The organism is Streptomyces flaveolus (genome assembly GCF_000716535.1).
Classification (GTDB): domain Bacteria; phylum Actinomycetota; class Actinomycetes; order Streptomycetales; family Streptomycetaceae; genus Streptomyces; species Streptomyces flaveolus_A.
Window position 1 is genome coordinate 52,255 of sequence record NZ_JNWV01000004.1, and the last position, 17,539, is coordinate 69,793.

Below are 17,539 nucleotides of genomic sequence, written 5' to 3' on the forward strand. Positions count from 1 at the left end.
GAAAGCTTCAGGAAGAGCTGAATCCGGCCACCGCGTACGGGTCGCCGGGCTGCTCCAGCTCCCGTTGCAGTCCGCCCGTCGGGGGTCGCGGAACGCGTGGTTCACGCACGCCTCCGCCGCCCTCGCCCTCACCGAAGTCGAACCACACGTACACCATCGAGTCCGGCGGCACCTCGGCACCGGGCTGCGGATACTGGCGCACGACGTAGTCGACGACGGTGCGGTGGAACTCCGGGCGGTCCGGCGCGTTGAGGAACAGACCCCGCGCCCTGGCCGTTTCGCGCGCGTCCACGGCCATCAGACCGACCAGACGCGGGACGCGCACTTCGGGTGTTTTGGGTGTTATACGCACAGATGTCACCCCCAGCGGTACTGGAAGGGTAACTCTCGCCCGTCCCACCCGGAAGGCGCCGATGTCTTTCTGTGACAGATGACTACTGAGAGTGCTGAAAGCGGAGTCGGAAGCTCAGGACCGGCTCGTCCAGCGTGGGGTGCGCGTAGGTCTCCGCCGGCTCCATGCCGAGCCGCCGGGTCACCGCGATCGACCGCTCGTTGCCCCGGAGGACCAGCGCCACCACCCCCGGCACCCCGGCCTCCCGCACGCGGCTGAGCGTCTCCCGCGCCGCCGCCGTCACGTACCCCCTGCCCCAGTGCGCCCGCCCGAGCCGCCAGCCGATCTCGATCTCGCCGACCGGGCCCCAGTCCCGCCGCCACGGCTGCGCGCCGGTGAAGCCGATGACCTCCCCTGACTCGTCCAGCACGGTCCACAGGCAGAAGCCGTGCTCGGCGTCGTGCAGCCGCTGGCGCGCGGTGAGTTCCTCGTAGACCGACAGCCCCGCCGGCCTGCCGCCGTGGAACCGCATCACCTCCGGGTCTGCGAAGATCCGGTGCCAGGCGACCGCGTCCTCGTGCGTGGGAACGCGCAGCCGTACCGCGGGGAGAGGTCGGTTCACAGAGCAGCCCTTCAGCCAGGCGATGAAGTCCGCTGAATAGACTGCCCATGTCCAGTGCCGGTCGGCACGCAGATTTCGAACCTTGGGGAGATCCCGCCGTGACCGAGCCCCTCTCCGACCACACCGCCGATGTGATCGTCGTGGGCGCGGGGCCAGCCGGCTCCACGACCGCGTACCACCTCGCCAAGGCCGGTCTCGACGTCCTGCTCCTGGAGAAGACCGAGTTCCCGCGCGAGAAGGTGTGCGGTGACGGCCTCACCCCGCGCGCGGTCAAGCAGCTCGTCGCCATGGGCATCGACATCTCGGAGGAGGCCGGCTGGCTGCGCAACAAGGGCCTGCGCATCATCGGCGGCGGCTCCCGGCTCCAGCTCGACTGGCCGGATCTCGCCGCCTACCCGAACTACGGCCTGGTCCGTAAGCGCGACGACTTCGACGAGCAGCTCGCCCGCAACGCCCAGAAGGCCGGCGCCCGGCTGTACGAGCGCTGCAACGTCAGCGGCCCGGTCGTCGACGACCGCACCGGCCGCATCACCGGCGTCACCGCCAAGCTCGGCGAGGAGAAGCGCGAGGTCACCTTCCACGCGCCGCTCGTCGTCGCCGCCGACGGCAACTCCACCCGCCTCTCCCTGGCGATGGGCCTGCACCGCCGCGAGGACCGCCCGATGGGCGTCGCGGTCCGGACGTACTTCCACAGCCCCCGCCACGACGACGACTACCTGGAGTCCTGGCTGGAACTGTGGGACCGCCGCGGCCCCCAGGACCGCCTGCTGCCGGGTTACGGCTGGATCTTCGGCATGGGCGACGGCACGTCGAACGTGGGCCTCGGCGTGCTGAACACGTCCGCCTCCTTCAAGGAGCTGGACTGGCGCGAGATCCTCAAGGCGTGGTGCGCCTCCATGCCGGAGGACTGGGGCTACACCCCGGAGAACATGACCGGCCCGATCCGTGGCGCCGCCCTGCCCATGGCCTTCAACCGCCAGCCGCACTACACGCGCGGGCTGCTGCTCGTCGGCGACGCCGGCGGCCTGGTGAACCCCTTCAACGGCGAGGGCATCGCCTACGCCATGGAGTCCGGCCAGATCGCCGCCGACGTCATCGTGCAGGCCCACGCGCGCGCGACGCCCGCCCAGCGCGAGATCGCCCTCCAGCGCTACCCGCGCGTCCTCAAGGACACCTACGGCGGCTACTACACGCTCGGCCGCGCCTTCGTGAAGCTCATCGGCAACCCGAAGGTCATGCAGATCGCCACCCAGCGCGGTCTGACCCACCCGCTGCTGATGAAGTTCACCCTGAAGCTGCTGGCGAACCTCACCGACCCGACGGGCGGCGACGCGATGGACCGCATCATCAACGGTCTGAGCAAGGTGGCCCCGAAGGCGTGACTAGGCGCTGAAAGCCGCGGCGTTGGCGGCCCGGCGGGCGTACACCGCGTCCCGCTGGTCCGCCATCTGCCGCAGCGCGTCCTTCTTGTCCCGTTTCGAGAGCCGGTCCAGATAGACGTACCCGTCGGTGTGGTCGGTCTCGTGGGCCAGGCACCGCGCGAAGTACCCGGTGCCCTCGACGACGACGGCGTTGCCGTCCCTGTCCTGCCCGCGCACGACGGTCCGGTCCGGCCGCGGTACGGCCATCACGGCACCCGGCACCGACAGGCACCCCTCACCCTCGTCCAGCAGCCGTCGCCCGGTCGTGGGCGTTTCGAGCACCGGATTGACGACGTGCCCGACATGTCGGACTCCGTCGTCATCGAGGCAGTCGTACACGAACAGCCGCAGATCCACCCCGACCTGATTGGCCGCCAGTCCCGCCCCGTCGGCGACATACATGGTGCGGAACATGTCGTCGATGAGCGCGGCGAGGTCGGGACCGAACTCCGTGACCTCCCGGCACGGCTTGTGCAGCACCTCCTCACCGACCTCGGTGACGCGGCGCACCGCACCCCGCGCGGCCTCCGGGGCGTACCGCGGGTAGTGGTCGGCTGGACTTCCCTGTACGAACACGCGTGGCATCGCGTGGACTCCTTCGCTCGGCGACGGGCCACCGGGCGGCGGCCCGAGCAGAGCATGTCAGGGACGACACGAGGGCCGCTGCCCCCGAGCGGCTGCGGCCCTACGCGTGCGAGAGGTGCGGAGTGCGCTCAGAGCACCCGCACGGCCCCGGTGGGCGGGTCGTACGACAGCGGGCGCTCCACGACGCCGCTGGAGGGGTTCTGCGCGCCCACGAACATGCCGTCGCCGACGTACACGGCGACGTGGTACGCGCTGCCCGCACTGCCCCAGTACAGGATGTCGCCCGGCTGGAGGTTGCTCAGCGAGACCTGGGTGCCGGCCGTCGACTGGTCCTGGGAGACGCGCGGCAGGCTGATGCCGACCTGCTTGAAGGCCGTCTGCACCAGGCCGGAGCAGTCGTAGGCGGAGGGGCCGGTGGCGCCGGAGACGTACGCCTTGCCGACCTGCGCCTTGACGAAGCTGATGACGGCCGCCGCCGAACCGGTGGCCGTGGACGTGCTGGTGGAGGTGGAGGTGGACGTGGTGGTGGAGCCGACGTCCGCCGTGGTGGAGAGAGTGGTCCGCTCCGCGGTGCGGGAGGCGCGGGCGGCGGCCTCCTTGCGTGCGGCCTCCTGGGCCTTCTGCTTGGCCTCCGCCGCCTTCTTCTTGGCGTCGGCGAGGTCCGCCTTGGCCTGCTTCGCGGCCTTCGCGGCAGCCGCGTCACGCTCGGCTTGGAGCTGGTAGTTCGCGGCGGCCTGTTCGGTGGCGTCCGCGGACTGGGCCGCCTGAGCGGCCAGGTCGGCCGTCAGGGTGGGCAGTTCGAGGGTCTGCGTCACCGGCTCGGCCGCGTTCGCCGAGCCGGACGCCCCGGCGACTGCCAGGGTGCCGAGGACGCCACCGGCAACTCCGGCCCGCATCGCGAGGGTCGACGCGCTGCGGCGGGGCTTCCGGTGGCTGCGTATGTGAGCGGTGTGGGACATGGGAACAACCGGTACCAGGGGCTCCTTCATATCTTCAAGAAACGTGTGCTGCGCCACAGTTGTTCAATCGAGACCCGGAATCCCGGGCGTGTCGCTCTTTATTGACGCCGTAACGGACATTGTGGACGCCCGTGATCAAGCCCTTGATCACGGTCTTTGATCATTACGTCCGAATTGCCCTCCGCCTACCACTGGTTGGGTTCGTTGGCCAAGCCCGGTTCTCATGGACCTCTCATGAATGTGGCGGAGGTCACGGAACGATTACCGGAATAGCGGCGTCCGACGCCTGCTCGGCTCGTGAACGCGTGCACGTGCCCCGGACCGCGTCCACACCCCGCTACGGACTCCCTCCGAGGTATGAACGCGCCCCACTATCAGCCCTCCGCGTCCATCGCCAATTTGCATGCGTCGGAAGTCTCTTGATATGGAGACGCCCCCTCCGGCCTGCGGTGACGTGCGAGATTGTCACTTCTGGTGATCAACTGAACGCTTCGGGTATGAAGATCACCCATCATCCGACTTCATGATCCTTCGTCAGGTGGTGGAGATCACAAAGCTTGTGTAATACCCCGTGTCGCAGATCACAGAGCGGCGGGCATAAGATGCGAGGCAGTTGGGCTTGTGACCTGCTTCACATGTTCGCGATCTTCGCCGGGGCGAGCGGGGTTCGTGGGACCGGTGGGGCGGATGTGAGCCCAGTGCAACCGCCAGCAGTCAGTGCCGACTGAGAGGAGCGAGGAGCGGTGAACGCGTATGCGCCCATCCTCGTACTGGGAGCCCTCGGGGCAGGCTTTGCGATCTTCTCCGTGGTCATGGCCACGCTGATCGGTCCGAAGCGGTACAACCGCGCGAAGCTCGAGGCCTACGAGTGCGGCATCGAGCCGACCCCCACGCCGGCCGGCGGCGGGCGTTTCCCCATCAAGTACTACCTGACGGCGATGCTCTTCATCGTCTTCGACATCGAGATCGTCTTCCTCTACCCCTGGGCCGTCACCTTCGACGCCCTGGGGATTTTCGGGCTCGTGGAGATGCTGCTCTTCGTGCTCACCGTCTTCGTCGCGTACGCGTACGTATGGCGGCGCGGCGGCCTGGAATGGGACTGAGGGGCCTTTAACGACATGGGACTCGAAGAAAAGCTGCCGAGCGGCTTCCTGCTGACCACCGTCGAGCAGGCCGCGGGCTGGGTGCGCAAGGCGTCCGTCTTCCCGGCCACCTTCGGCCTCGCGTGCTGTGCCATCGAGATGATGACCACCGGCGCCGGCCGTTACGACCTGGCCCGCTTCGGCATGGAGGTCTTCCGCGGCTCACCGCGCCAGGCGGACCTGATGATCGTCGCCGGCCGGGTCAGCCAGAAGATGGCGCCCGTCCTGAGGCAGGTCTACGACCAGATGCCCAACCCCAAGTGGGTGATCTCCATGGGCGTCTGCGCCTCGTCCGGCGGCATGTTCAACAACTACGCGATCGTCCAGGGCGTCGACCACATCGTCCCGGTCGACATCTACCTGCCCGGCTGCCCGCCCCGCCCCGAGATGCTGATGGACGCGATCCTCAAGCTCCACCAGAAGATCCAGTCCTCCAAGCTCGGCGTGAACGCCGAGGAGGCGGCCCGCGAGGCGGAGGAGGCGGCGCTCAAGGCCCTGCCCACGATCGAGATGAAGGGGCTGCTGCGGTGAGCGACGCGAACGGCACCCAGGGGAACCACGGGGCGAACGGCTCCGCGAACGGGGTGAACCCCGAGAAGGACCTCTCCGCCTCCAACCTCCCCGGCCAGCGCGGCCAGGGCGGCGAGGAGATCCGCGTCCAGCGCGGCATGTTCGGCGCCAACAACGGCGGCGACACCTCCGGCTACGGCGGCCTGGTCCGCTCGGTCCGACTCCCGGGACCGGCGACCCGGCCCTACGGCGGCTGGTTCGACGAGGTCGCCGACGAGCTGGAGGGCGCCCTGGAGGAACAGGGACTCCTCCCCGGCAACGCCATCGAGAAGACGGTCGTCGACCGCGACGAGCTGACCTTCCACATCGAACGCGAGCACCTGGTCCGCGTCGCCCGCACCCTGCGCGACGACCCGGCCCTGCGCTTCGAGCTGTGCACCGGCGTCAGCGGCGTCCACTACCCGAACGACAAGGGCCGCGAGCTGCACGCCGTCTACCACCTGCGCTCGATCACCCACAACCGGCTGATCCGCCTCGAAGTCAGCGCCCCCGACAGCGACCCGCGCATCCCGTCGCTCGTCCCCGTCTACCCGACGAACGACTGGCACGAGCGGGAGACGTACGACTTCTTCGGCATCGTCTTCGAAGGTCACCCGGCCCTGACGCGGATCATGATGCCGGACGACTGGCAGGGCCACCCGCAGCGCAAGGACTACCCCCTCGGCGGCATCCCCGTCGAGTACAAGGGCGCCCAGATCCCGGCTCCGGACCAGCGGAGGTCGTACTCGTGAGCACGCAGTCAGCATCCGCCGCGTCGGCCGCGTCCGCACGCGAGACCACCGAGGGCACCGTCTACACGGTCACCGGTGGCGACTGGGACGAGGTCGTCCAGTCCGCGGCCCGCGCCGACGACGAGCGCATCGTCGTCAACATGGGTCCCCAGCACCCGTCCACCCATGGAGTGCTCCGCCTGATCCTGGAGATCGAGGGGGAGACGGTCACCGAGGCCCGCTGCGGCATCGGCTACCTCCACACCGGCATCGAGAAGAACCTCGAATACCGCACATGGACGCAGGGCACCACGTTCGTGACCCGCATGGACTACCTGACGTCCTTCTTCAACGAGACCGCCTACTGCCTCGCCGTCGAGAAGCTGCTCGGCGTCGAGGACCAGATCACCGAGCGCGCCAAGATCATCCGGGTGCTCCTGATGGAGCTGAACCGGCTGTCCTCCCACCTGGTGTGCATCGCCACCGGCGGCATGGAGCTGGGCGCCACCACGATCATGATCTACGGATTCCGTGATCGTGAAATGATTCTCGACATCTACGAGCTGGTCACGGGCCTGCGCATGAACCACGCGTACATCCGGCCCGGCGGACTCGCCCAGGACCTGCCGCCCGGCGCGGTGGACCAGATCCGCGAGTTCGTGAAGAAGATGAAGAAGAACCTCCCGGAGTACGACAAGCTCGCCACCGGGAACCCCATCTTCAAGGCCCGCATGCAGGACATCGGCTACCTCGACCTGGCCGGCTGCATGGCCCTCGGCGCGACCGGCCCGATCCTGCGCGCCACCGGCCTGCCGCACGACCTGCGCAAGACCCAGCCGTACTGCGACTACGAGACGTACGACTTCGACGTCCCGACCGCCGACACCTGCGACGCCTACGGCCGCTTCCTCATCCGCCTGGAGGAGATGCGTCAGTCGCTCGGCATCGTCGAGCAGTGCCTGGACCGGCTCCAGCCCGGCCCGGTCATGGTCGCCGACAAGAAGATCGCCTGGCCCGCCCAGCTCGCCCTGGGGCCGGACGGACTCGGCAACTCCCTCGACCACATCAAGAAGATCATGGGCACCTCCATGGAGGCCCTGATCCACCACTTCAAGCTGGTCACCGAGGGCTTCCGGGTCCCGCCGGGACAGGCGTACGCGGCCGTCGAGTCGCCCAAGGGCGAACTCGGGGTGCACGCGGTCTCCGACGGCGGCACCCGCCCCTACCGGGTCCACTTCCGCGACCCGTCCTTCACCAACCTGCAGGCCATGGCGGCGATGTGCGAGGGCGGCCAGGTCGCCGACGTCATCGTCGCCGTCGCGTCCATCGACCCCGTGATGGGAGGCGTCGACCGGTGACCACCTCTTCTTCCGAGCGGGGCGTCAGCCTGGGCATGCCCGAACTGCCCGCGCCCGCCTACCCGGACGACGTCCGGGCCCGGCTGGAGGCGGACGCGCGCGAGGTGATCGCGCGCTACCCGGACTCCCGGTCCGCCCTGCTGCCGCTGCTCCACCTCGTGCAGGCGGAGGAGGGCCATGTCACGCGCACCGGCATGCGGTTCTGCGCGGACATGCTGGGCCTGACCACGGCCGAGGTGACCGCCGTCGCCACCTTCTACACGATGTACCGGCGCAAGCCGTCCGGTGACTACCAGGTCGGCGTCTGCACCAACACGCTGTGCGCGGTCATGGGCGGCGACGCGATCTTCGAGACCCTCCAGGAGCACCTGGGCGTCGGCAACGGCGAGACCACCGACGACGGCAAGGTCACCCTGGAGCACATCGAGTGCAACGCGGCCTGCGACTACGCACCGGTCGTGATGGTCAACTGGGAGTTCTTCGACAACCAGAGCCCGGCGAGCGCCAAGCGCCTGGTCGACGATCTGCGGGCGGGACGCCCGGTGCAGCCCACGCGCGGGGCACGCCTGTGCACCTTCAAGGAGACCGCGCGGATTCTGGCCGGCTTCCCCGACGAGCGGCCCGGGGCCGTCGAGGAGGGCGGCAGTGCGGGACCCGCGTCGCTGGTGGGCCTCCGCCTGGCGAAGGGAGAGACCGCACCCGCGCGCGTGGTCCATCCGCGCGGAGGTCCGCACGAGGAACCGCAGGACAAGGTGCACGAGCCGTCGCCGGCCGAGCACCTCAGCTCCCACGACGCGCCGCAGGACACATCGGCCTCCGACCCCGCCCACCCCGCGGGGCCTACCGCCGAGGAGGGTGAGTGATGACCGTGGTATCCGAGGTCAAGGACCCGAGCCCGGAGAAGCTGCTCGCACCCGTGCTGTCGGCCTTCTGGGACGAGGACCGGTCCTGGACTCTGGACGTCTACCGGAGGCACGAGGGGTACGAGGGGCTCCGCAAGGCCCTCGCCATGTCACCGGACGACCTGATCGCGTACGTCAAGGACTCCGGGCTGCGGGGCCGCGGCGGCGCGGGATTCCCGACCGGGATGAAGTGGCAGTTCATCCCGCAAGGTGATGGAAAACCGCACTATCTAGTTGTCAACGCCGACGAGTCGGAGCCGGGCACCTGCAAGGACATCCCGCTCCTCTTCGCGAACCCGCACAGCCTCATCGAGGGCATCGTGATCGCGTGCTACGCCATCAGGTCGTCGCATGCCTTCATCTATCTGCGGGGTGAAGTCGTCCCCGTTCTGCGGCGGTTGCACGAGGCCGTGCGCGAGGCCTACGCGGCGGGCTACCTCGGCGAGAACATCCTGGGCAGCGGACTCGACCTCCAGCTCACCGTGCACGCCGGCGCCGGCGCGTACATCTGCGGTGAGGAGACCGCACTGCTCGACTCGCTCGAAGGCCGCCGTGGTCAACCGCGGCTCCGTCCCCCCTTCCCTGCGGTGGAAGGCCTCTACGCCTGTCCCACTGTGGTGAACAACGTCGAGTCGATCGCGTCGGTTCCCGCCATCCTGCAAAACGGCAAGGACTGGTTCAGGTCGATGGGCAGCGAGAAGTCCCCGGGCTTCACGCTCTACTCGCTCAGCGGCCACGTCGCGAGCCCCGGCCAGTACGAGGCCCCGCTCGGCATCACGCTGCGCCAGCTCCTCGACATGAGCGGCGGCATGCGGCCGGGCCACCGCCTGAAGTTCTGGACGCCGGGCGGCTCCTCCACGCCGATGTTCACCGACGAGCACCTCGACGTCCCCCTCGACTACGAGGGCGTCGGCGCCGCCGGCTCCATGCTCGGCACCAAGGCGCTGCAGTGCTTCGACGAGACGACCTGCGTGGTGCGGGCGGTGACCCGCTGGACCGAGTTCTACGCCCACGAGTCCTGCGGCAAGTGCACACCCTGCCGCGAAGGGACGTACTGGCTGGTGCAGCTGCTGCGGGACATCGAGGCCGGCAAGGGCGTGATGTCCGACCTCGACAAGCTCGCCGACATCGCCGACAACATCAACGGCAAGTCCTTCTGCGCCCTCGGCGACGGCGCCGCGTCCCCGATCTTCTCCTCGCTGAAGTACTTCCGCGAGGAGTACGAGCAGCACATCACGGGCCGGGGCTGCCCCTTCGACCCGGCCAAGTCGACGGCCTGGGCGGATCGCCCGGAGGTGAACGCATGACCGTGACCACCAGTGCTCCCGCGGGTGGGGGAGAGGCGGCGGTCCCGCCGGAGGACCTCGTCACGCTGACGATCGACGGCATCGAGATCAGCGTGCCCAAGGGCACCCTGGTCATCCGGGCCGCCGAGCAGCTCGGCATCGAGATCCCGCGCTTCTGCGACCACCCCCTGCTCGACCCGGCCGGCGCCTGCCGCCAGTGCATCGTCGAGGTCGAGGGCCAGCGCAAGCCGATGGCGTCCTGCACGATCACGTGCACGGACGGCATGGTCGTGAAGACCCACCTGACCTCGCCGGTCGCCGAGAAGGCCCAGCACGGTGTGATGGAACTGCTGCTCATCAACCACCCGCTGGACTGCCCGGTCTGCGACAAGGGCGGCGAGTGCCCGCTGCAGAACCAGGCGATGTCGCACGGCAGCGCCGAGTCCCGCTTCGACGGCAAGAAGCGGACCTACGAGAAGCCCGTACCGATCTCCACCCAGGTGCTGCTCGACCGCGAGCGGTGCGTGCTGTGCGCCCGCTGCACCCGCTTCTCCAACCAGATCGCGGGCGACCCCATGATCGAGCTGCTCGAACGGGGTGCGCTCCAGCAGGTCGGCACCGGCGAGGGCGACCCGTTCGAGTCGTACTTCTCCGGCAACACCATCCAGATCTGCCCGGTCGGCGCGCTCACCTCGGCCGCCTACCGGTTCCGCTCCCGCCCCTTCGACCTCGTCTCCTCCCCGTCGGTGTGCGAGCACTGCTCCGGCGGCTGCGCCACCCGCACCGACCACCGGCGCGGCAAGGTCATGCGGCGGCTCGCCGCCTACGACCCCGAGGTCAACGAGGAGTGGGTCTGCGACAAGGGACGCTTCGCGTTCCGGTACGCGCAGATGAAGGACCGCCTCGACACGCCGCTGGTGCGCAACGCCGACGGTGTCCTGGAGCCCGCCTCCTGGCCGGAGGCCCTGGAAGCGGCCGCGCGGGGCCTGGGCGCCGCCCGCTCCCGGGCCGGTGTCCTCATCGGCGGCCGGCTGACCGTCGAGGACGCCTACGCGTACAGCAAGTTCGCGCGCGTGGCGCTCGACACCAACGACATCGACTTCCGCGCGCGCGTGCACAGCGCCGAGGAGGCCGACTTCCTGGCGGCCCGGGTGGCCGGCCGCGGCCGGGACCTCGACGGTACGGGCGTCACGTACACCTCCCTGGAGAAGGCGCCCGCCGTCCTGCTGGTCGGCTTCGAGTCGGAGGAGGAGGCACCCGGCGTCTTCCTGCGGCTGCGCAAGGCCTGGCGCAAGCGCAAGCAGCGGGTGTTCGCGCTGGCCACGCACGCCACCCGGGGACTGGAGAAGGCGGGCGGCACGCTGCTGCCGGCCGCTCCGGGCACCGAGACGGAGTGGCTGGACGCGCTCGCGAGCGGCGTCGGCCTGGAGGAGCCCGGCACGCTCGCCGCCGAGGCCCTGCGCACCGAGGGCGCCGTCATCGTCGTGGGGGAGCGGCTGGCCGGTGTCGCGGGCGGACTCACCGCCGCCCTGCGCGCCGCGACCGCGACCGGCGCCGAGCTGGTGTGGATCCCGCGGCGGGCCGGTGAGCGCGGCGCCGTCGAGGTGGGCGCGCTGCCGTCGCTGCTGCCGGGCGGCCGCCCGGCGACCGACCCGCGCGCGCGGGAGGAGGTCGCCGCGGTCTGGGGCCTGGCCGAACTCCCGGCGCGCCACGGCCGCGACACCCACCAGATCGTCGAGGCCGCCGCCACCGGCGAACTCTCTGCGCTCCTGGTCGCCGGTGTGGAGGTCGCCGACCTGCCCGACCCGGCACGCGCGCGTGAGGCGCTGGCGAACGTGGGCTTCCTGGTCTCGCTGGAGCTGCGGCCCAGCGAGGTCACCGCCCACGCCGACGTCGTCCTGCCGGTCGCCGCGGTCGCCGAGAAGGCGGGCACCTTCCTCAACTGGGAGGGCCGCGTGCGCTTCTTCGAGGCCGCGCTCAAGCCCGACCAGATGACCCGTCCGCTCGCGCCGACCGACACGCGCGTGCTGCACATGCTCGCCGACGCCATGGACGGTGTCGAAGGCGCCGACGGGCGCCGGCAGCTCGGCCTGCCGGATCTGCGCACCACGCGCGCGGAGATCGACCGGCTCGGCCCCTGGGACGGCCCCCGCGCCTCCGGACCCATGGAGATCGCGGGCGCGCTGCCCCGCCCGGCCGCCGGCGAGGCCGTGCTCGCCGGGCACCGGCTGCTGCTCGACCAGGGCGTCCTCCAGGAGGGCGACGAGGCGCTCGCCGGAACCCGGCACGCCGCACGCGCGCGCGTGTCCGCCGCGACGGCCGCCGAGGCGGGCGTCGCGGACGGCGACGTCCTCACCGTCACCGGCCCCGCCGGCACGGTCGGGCTGCCCGTGCAGATCACCGAGATGCCCGACCGGGTGGTCTGGCTCCCGCTGAACTCCGTCGGTGCCGGCGTCGCCTCCGACACCGGGGCACGGCCCGGCTCCCTCGTCCGCATCGGCCCGGCGGCAGTCGCCGAAGTGGCCCCCAAGGAGGTGGAGGCATGAGCCCGTACCTCGCCGCTGAAGACCTCTCGATGTTCGGCCGCGACCCCTGGTGGCTGGTCGTCGTCAAGGCCGTCTTCTGCTTCGCGTTCCTGATGGTGACCGTGCTGTTCTCCATCGTCTGGGAGCGCAAGGTCGTCGCCTGGATGCAGTTGCGCATCGGCCCCAACCGGCACGGCCCCTGGGGCATGCTCCAGTCGCTCGCCGACGGCGTGAAGCTGATGCTCAAGGAAGACCTCATCGTCAAGCGCGCGGACAAGGTGGTCTACGTCCTCGCGCCGATCGTCGCGGCCATCCCGGCCTTCATGGCGATCGCGGTGATCCCCTTCGGACCGGCCGGGAACGAGATCTCGATCTTCGGCCACCGCACCACGATGCAGCTCACCGACCTGCCGATCGCGATGCTCTACATCCTCGCCATCGCCTCGGTCGGCATCTACGGCATCGTGCTCGCGGGCTGGAGTTCCGGTTCCACCTACCCGCTCCTCGGCGGCCTGCGCTCCTGCGCGCAGATGATCTCGTACGAGATCGCCATGGGCGCCGCGTTCGCCTCCGTGTTCCTCTACTCGGGGTCGATGTCGACGTCCACGATCGTGGAGCAGCAGCACGACCGCTGGTACATCCTGCTGCTGCCGGTCTCCTTCATCCTGTACATCGTCACGATGGTCGGCGAGACCAACCGCGCCCCCTTCGACATGCCGGAGTCCGAGGGCGACCTGGTCGGCGGCTTCAACACCGAGTACTCGTCGATCAAGTTCGCGATGTTCATGCTCGCCGAGTACGTGAACATGGTGACGGTCTCGGCCGTCTCGACCACCCTGTTCCTCGGCGGCTGGCGCGCCCCCTGGCCGGTCAGCTCCTTCTGGGAGGGCGCGAACCACGGCTGGTGGCCGCTGCTCTGGTTCGTCATCAAGGTCCAGCTGCTGCTGTTCTTCTTCATCTGGCTGCGCGGCACGCTCCCGCGCGTGCGCTACGACCAGCTGATGAAGCTCGGCTGGAAGGTCCTCATCCCGGTCTCCGTGACCTGGCTGATGCTGGTCGCGACGGTCCGCGCCCTGCGCAACGAGAACTACGACTTCGCCGACATCGCCCTCTACGTCGGCGGCGGTGTCCTCGCCCTGCTGCTGATCTCCTTCGTCGCCGACATGTTCCGCGAGAAGGCGAAGCCGGCCGGACAACCCGCCGACGAGCAGCCGGCCTTCGACCCGATGGCGGGCGGGTTCCCCGTGCCGCCGCTGCCCGGACAGGAGCTGCCGTCGGTGCCGAGGCGCCGCCCCCGGTGGGGTGAGCGGGAGCTGATTGTCAGTGGTGGACCGGACACTGTCAGTGACGGATCTTCGGATGGAAAGGAGGCGTCCGATGGCTGAGGAGCCTCAGGAGTCCGGGCAGACCAAGCCCGGCTTCCAGAACCCCGTGGCCGGCTTCGGCGTGACCTTCAAGGCCATGTTCAAGAAGCGGCTGACCGAGCAGTACCCGGAGCAGAAGAAGACCACGGCTCCGCGGTTCCACGGACGGCACCAGCTCAACCGCCATCCGGACGGCCTGGAGAAGTGCGTCGGCTGCGAGCTGTGCGCCTGGGCCTGCCCCGCCGACGCCATCTACGTGGAAGGCGCCGACAACACCGACGAGGAGCGCTACTCGCCGGGCGAGCGGTACGGCCGCGTCTACCAGATCAACTACGCCCGCTGCATCCTGTGCGGGCTGTGCATCGAGGCGTGCCCCACGCGCGCGCTGACGATGACGAACGAGTTCGAACTGGCCGACTCCAGCCGCGCCAACCTCATCTACACCAAGGAGCAGCTGCTCGCCGGTCTGGAAGAGGGCATGGTCGACACGCCGCACGCGATCTTCCCGGGGACGGACGAACAGGACTACTACCGCGGTCTGGTGACGCAGGCCGCGCCCGGTACGGTCCGCCAGGTGGCCGCCTCCAAGGGCGAGGTCCCGCAGGAGGCCGCCTCCACCTTCGGCGAGGACGAGCCGGCCTCGGAGAAGGTGATCGGCCGATGAGCACGCAGCATCTCGCCGCCTACGCCACCTCCACCGGTGAGGCCTTCCAGTTCTGGGTCCTCGGCACGATCGCGGTGATCGGCGCCCTGTGCACCGTCTTCATGAAGAAGGCCGTGCACAGCGCGCTCTGCCTCGCCGGCACCATGATCGTCCTGGCGGTGTTCTACCTCGCCAACGGCGCCTACTTCCTCGGGATCGTGCAGATCGTCGTCTACACCGGCGCGATCATGATGCTGTTCCTGTTCGTGGTGATGCTCGTCGGCGTCACGGCCGCGGACTCCCTGAAGGAGACCATCAAGGGCCAGCGCTGGCTGGCCCTGCTGTGCGGGGTCGGCTTCGGGGTCCTGCTGTTCGCCGGCATCGGCAACGCCTCCCTGAAGGAGTTCAACGGCACCGGCAGGGCGAACGCCAACGGCAATGTGGAGGGGCTGGCGTCCCTCATCTTCACCAAGTACGTCTTCGCCTTCGAGATCACCGGCGCGCTGCTCATCACGGCCGCGGTCGGCGCCATGGTGCTCACCCACCGGGAGCGCACCGAACGCGCCAAGACGCAGCGCGAGCTGTCCGAACAGCGCGTCCGCGAGGGGAAGCACCTCCCGCCGCTGCCCGCCCCCGGTGTCTACGCCCGGCACAACGCCGTGGACATCGCGGGCCTGCTGCCCGACGGCACCCCGTCCGAGCTGACCGTCAACAAGACGCTGCGCGCACGCGGGCAGATCCGTGACGTGTCCGCGGAGGCCCTCAACGACCTGCGGGCGCTGGAGCAGCGCGCGGAGGAGCGCCTGGAGCGCCGGGCGGTCGAGCCGGAGACGTTCAAGCGGCCCGAGGAGGCGTCGAAGTGAACCCGGTGAACTACCTCTACCTCGCCGCCCTGTTGTTCACGATCGGCGCGACCGGCGTCCTGATCCGGCGCAACGCCATCGTGGTCTTCATGTGCATCGAGCTGATGCTGAACGCCTGCAACCTCGCGTTCGTCACCTTCTCCCGGATGCACGGCAACCTCGACGGCCAGATCATCGCCTTCTTCACGATGGTCGTCGCCGCCGCGGAGGTCGTGGTGGGTCTCGCGATCATCGTGTCGCTGTTCCGTGCCCGCCACTCGGCCTCGGTCGACGACGCCAGCCTGATGAAGCTGTAAGGGGTCGGAAGAATCGTGGAGAACCTGATCGCGCTGCTCATCGCGGCGCCCCTGCTCGGAGCGGCCGTCCTCCTGGTCGGCGGCCGGCGCCTCGACCGCGTCGGCCACTGGATCGGCACGCTCCTGTCGGCCGCCTCCTTCGTGTTCGGCCTCGTCCTCTTCGCCGACCTGCTCGGCAAGGGCGTGGAGCAGCGGACCCTGACGCAGCACCTGTTCAGCTGGGTCCCGGTGGCCGGCTTCCAGGCGGACGTGACCTTCCGCCTGGACCAACTGTCCATGACGTTCGTCCTGCTGATCACGGGCGTCGGCTCGCTGATCCACCTGTACTCGGTCGGGTACATGGAGCACGACGAGCGGCGCCGCCGCTTCTTCGGCTACCTGAACCTGTTCCTCGCGGCGATGCTGCTGCTCGTGCTCGCCGACAACTACCTGCTGCTGTACGTCGGCTGGGAGGGCGTCGGTCTCGCCTCGTACCTGCTGATCGGCTTCTGGCAGCACAAGCCCAGCGCCGCCACGGCCGCGAAGAAGGCCTTCCTGGTCAACCGCGTCGGCGACATGGGCCTGTCGATCGCGATCATGCTGATGTTCACCACTTTCGGCAGCTTCGCCTTCGGCCCGGTCCTCAGCCACACCGGTGACACCTCCGAGGGCAAGCTCACGGCGATCGGCCTGATGCTGCTGCTCGCCGCCTGCGGCAAGTCCGCCCAGGTGCCGCTGCAGTCCTGGCTCGGGGACGCCATGGAGGGCCCGACCCCGGTCTCCGCCCTCATCCACGCGGCGACGATGGTGACCGCGGGCGTCTACCTGATCGTCCGCTCCGGGGCCATCTTCAACGCCGCCCCCGACGCGCAGCTGGCCGTCACGGTCGTCGGCGCGGTCACGCTCCTGTTCGGTGCGATCGTCGGTTGCGCCAAGGACGACATCAAGAAGGCACTGGCCGGCTCGACCATGTCGCAGATCGGCTACATGGTCCTCGCGGCGGGCCTCGGCCCCATCGGCTACGTCTTCGCGATCATGCACCTGGTGACGCACGGCTTCTTCAAGGCCGGGCTGTTCCTCGGCGCGGGTTCCGTGATGCACGGCATGAACGACGAGGTCGACATGCGCCGCTACGGCGGCCTGCGCAAGTACATGCCGGTCACGTTCATCACCTTCGGCCTCGGCTACCTCGCCATCATCGGCTTCCCCGGCCTGTCCGGCTTCTTCTCCAAGGACAAGATCATCGAGGCGGCGTTCGCCAAGGGCGGCACCGAGGGCTGGATCCTCGGCGGCGCGGCCCTGCTGGGCGCGGCCATCACCGCCTTCTACATGACGCGCGTGATGCTGATGACGTTCTTCGGAGAAGAGCGGTGGCGCAACGCCCCGACCCCGTCCCCGGCGGAGCCCAGCGTGGAGCCCGCCGCCGAGATCCGGGGCGAGCACGCCGAGCCGCACCCGCACGAGTCCCCGAAGGTCATGACGATCCCGATGATCGTCCTCGCCGTCGGTTCGGTCTTCGGCGGTGCCTTCTTCAGCATCGGCGACCGCTTCCTCCACTGGCTGGAGCCGGTCACCGGTCACGACCACGGCGACTCGCCGCTCAGTGCCGGGGTGATCACCGGAGCCACCATGGTCTGCCTGGTCATCGGCGTCGCCATCGCCTGGGCCCAGTACGGCCGCAAGCCCGTCCCGGCCGTCGCCCCGCGCGGCTCCCTGCTCACCCGCGCGGCCCGCCGCGACCTGCTCCAGGACGACTTCAACCACGTGGTCCTGGTGCGCGGCGGCGAGCACCTGACGCGCTCCCTGGTGTACCTCGACCACACCCTGGTCGACGGCGTCGTCAACGGCACGGCGGCCGGCTTCGGCGGCCTGTCCGGACGGCTGCGCCGGCTCCAGAACGGCTTCGCCCGCTCCTACGCGGTCTCGATGTTCGGCGGCGCGGCACTCCTGGTCGCCGCGACCCTGCTGATGAGGGCGGTCTGA

Annotated in this window: 17 protein-coding genes; 13 read left to right on the forward strand and 4 right to left on the reverse strand. The window is 69.6% G+C overall.

The features are described 5' to 3' along the window. Nucleotides 1–7: 7 nt before the first annotated feature. Both OO52_RS03955 and OO52_RS03960 read right to left on the reverse strand, forming a co-directional pair. The gene (locus OO52_RS03955; protein ID WP_078629916.1) at nt 8–325 is read right to left on the reverse strand and encodes a PASTA domain-containing protein; all 318 of its coding nucleotides are present in this window, start codon (nt 323–325) and stop codon (nt 8–10) included. Between the two features lie 109 nt (nt 326–434). Then, nucleotides 435–953, reverse strand: a complete 519-nt coding sequence (locus tag OO52_RS03960; protein WP_030640997.1) for a GNAT family N-acetyltransferase — start codon at nt 951–953, stop codon at nt 435–437. A gap of 47 nt (nt 954–1,000) precedes the next feature. On the opposite strand from OO52_RS03960, the gene OO52_RS03965 reads away from it, so the two are divergent. After that, nucleotides 1,001–2,335 (forward strand): geranylgeranyl reductase family protein, encoded by a 1,335-nt coding sequence (locus OO52_RS03965; RefSeq protein ID WP_048910198.1) that lies wholly within the window; start codon nt 1,001–1,003, stop codon nt 2,333–2,335. Here OO52_RS03965 and def read toward each other — a convergent pair whose 3' ends face one another. Beyond that, complete coding sequence (def, locus tag OO52_RS03970) at nt 2,336–2,959, reverse strand: peptide deformylase (RefSeq protein ID WP_030641001.1); 624 nt, start codon at nt 2,957–2,959, stop codon at nt 2,336–2,338. It lies immediately after the preceding gene. Nucleotides 2,960–3,087: 128 nt separating this feature from the next. Beyond that, entirely contained in the window at nt 3,088–3,918 is an 831-nt protein-coding gene (locus tag OO52_RS03975) for a C40 family peptidase (RefSeq protein WP_030641003.1), read from the reverse strand. Between the two features lie 743 nt (nt 3,919–4,661). Between OO52_RS03975 and OO52_RS03980 the strand changes: the two genes are divergently transcribed. From OO52_RS03980 to nuoL, 12 genes are read left to right on the forward strand one after another with little or no spacing between them, the layout of a single operon-like run. After that, entirely contained in the window at nt 4,662–5,021 is a 360-nt protein-coding gene (locus OO52_RS03980; RefSeq protein ID WP_003992243.1) for an NADH-quinone oxidoreductase subunit A, read from the forward strand. Between the two features lie 15 nt (nt 5,022–5,036). Then, nucleotides 5,037–5,591 (forward strand): NuoB/complex I 20 kDa subunit family protein, encoded by a 555-nt coding sequence (locus OO52_RS03985; protein ID WP_007383964.1) that lies wholly within the window; start codon nt 5,037–5,039, stop codon nt 5,589–5,591. After that, entirely contained in the window at nt 5,588–6,361 is a 774-nt protein-coding gene (locus OO52_RS03990; protein WP_030641005.1) for an NADH-quinone oxidoreductase subunit C, read from the forward strand. The genes OO52_RS03985 and OO52_RS03990 overlap by 4 nt, the downstream gene beginning before the upstream one ends. Beyond that, on the forward strand, nt 6,358–7,698 hold the full coding sequence (locus OO52_RS03995; RefSeq protein WP_030641007.1) for an NADH-quinone oxidoreductase subunit D: 1,341 nt from the start codon (nt 6,358–6,360) through the stop codon (nt 7,696–7,698). The genes OO52_RS03990 and OO52_RS03995 overlap by 4 nt, the downstream gene beginning before the upstream one ends. Continuing rightward, nucleotides 7,695–8,561, forward strand: a complete 867-nt coding sequence (nuoE, locus tag OO52_RS04000; RefSeq protein ID WP_030641009.1) for an NADH-quinone oxidoreductase subunit NuoE — start codon at nt 7,695–7,697, stop codon at nt 8,559–8,561. The genes OO52_RS03995 and nuoE overlap by 4 nt, the downstream gene beginning before the upstream one ends. Next, nucleotides 8,561–9,907, forward strand: coding sequence for an NADH-quinone oxidoreductase subunit NuoF (gene nuoF / locus OO52_RS04005; protein WP_030641010.1), 1,347 nt, complete (start codon nt 8,561–8,563; stop codon nt 9,905–9,907). The genes nuoE and nuoF overlap by 1 nt, the downstream gene beginning before the upstream one ends. Further along, nucleotides 9,904–12,432 (forward strand): NADH-quinone oxidoreductase subunit G, encoded by a 2,529-nt coding sequence (locus OO52_RS04010; RefSeq protein ID WP_030641012.1) that lies wholly within the window; start codon nt 9,904–9,906, stop codon nt 12,430–12,432. Before nuoF ends, OO52_RS04010 begins: the two co-directional genes overlap by 4 nt. Further along, nucleotides 12,429–13,796 (forward strand): NADH-quinone oxidoreductase subunit NuoH, encoded by a 1,368-nt coding sequence (gene nuoH, locus OO52_RS04015; RefSeq protein WP_030641015.1) that lies wholly within the window; start codon nt 12,429–12,431, stop codon nt 13,794–13,796. Before OO52_RS04010 ends, nuoH begins: the two co-directional genes overlap by 4 nt. Then, the gene (gene nuoI, locus OO52_RS04020) at nt 13,789–14,439 is read left to right on the forward strand and encodes an NADH-quinone oxidoreductase subunit NuoI (RefSeq protein ID WP_030641017.1); all 651 of its coding nucleotides are present in this window, start codon (nt 13,789–13,791) and stop codon (nt 14,437–14,439) included. The genes nuoH and nuoI overlap by 8 nt, the downstream gene beginning before the upstream one ends. After that, nucleotides 14,436–15,281 carry an NADH-quinone oxidoreductase subunit J gene (locus OO52_RS04025; protein WP_030641019.1) on the forward strand — a complete coding sequence of 282 codons (846 nt, stop codon included), beginning with the start codon at nt 14,436–14,438 and terminating at the stop codon, nt 15,279–15,281. The genes nuoI and OO52_RS04025 overlap by 4 nt, the downstream gene beginning before the upstream one ends. Then, complete coding sequence (nuoK, locus tag OO52_RS04030) at nt 15,278–15,577, forward strand: NADH-quinone oxidoreductase subunit NuoK (protein WP_030641022.1); 300 nt, start codon at nt 15,278–15,280, stop codon at nt 15,575–15,577. Before OO52_RS04025 ends, nuoK begins: the two co-directional genes overlap by 4 nt. Before the next feature lie 15 nt (nt 15,578–15,592). Further along, on the forward strand, nt 15,593–17,539 hold the full coding sequence (nuoL, locus tag OO52_RS04035) for an NADH-quinone oxidoreductase subunit L (RefSeq protein WP_030641025.1): 1,947 nt from the start codon (nt 15,593–15,595) through the stop codon (nt 17,537–17,539).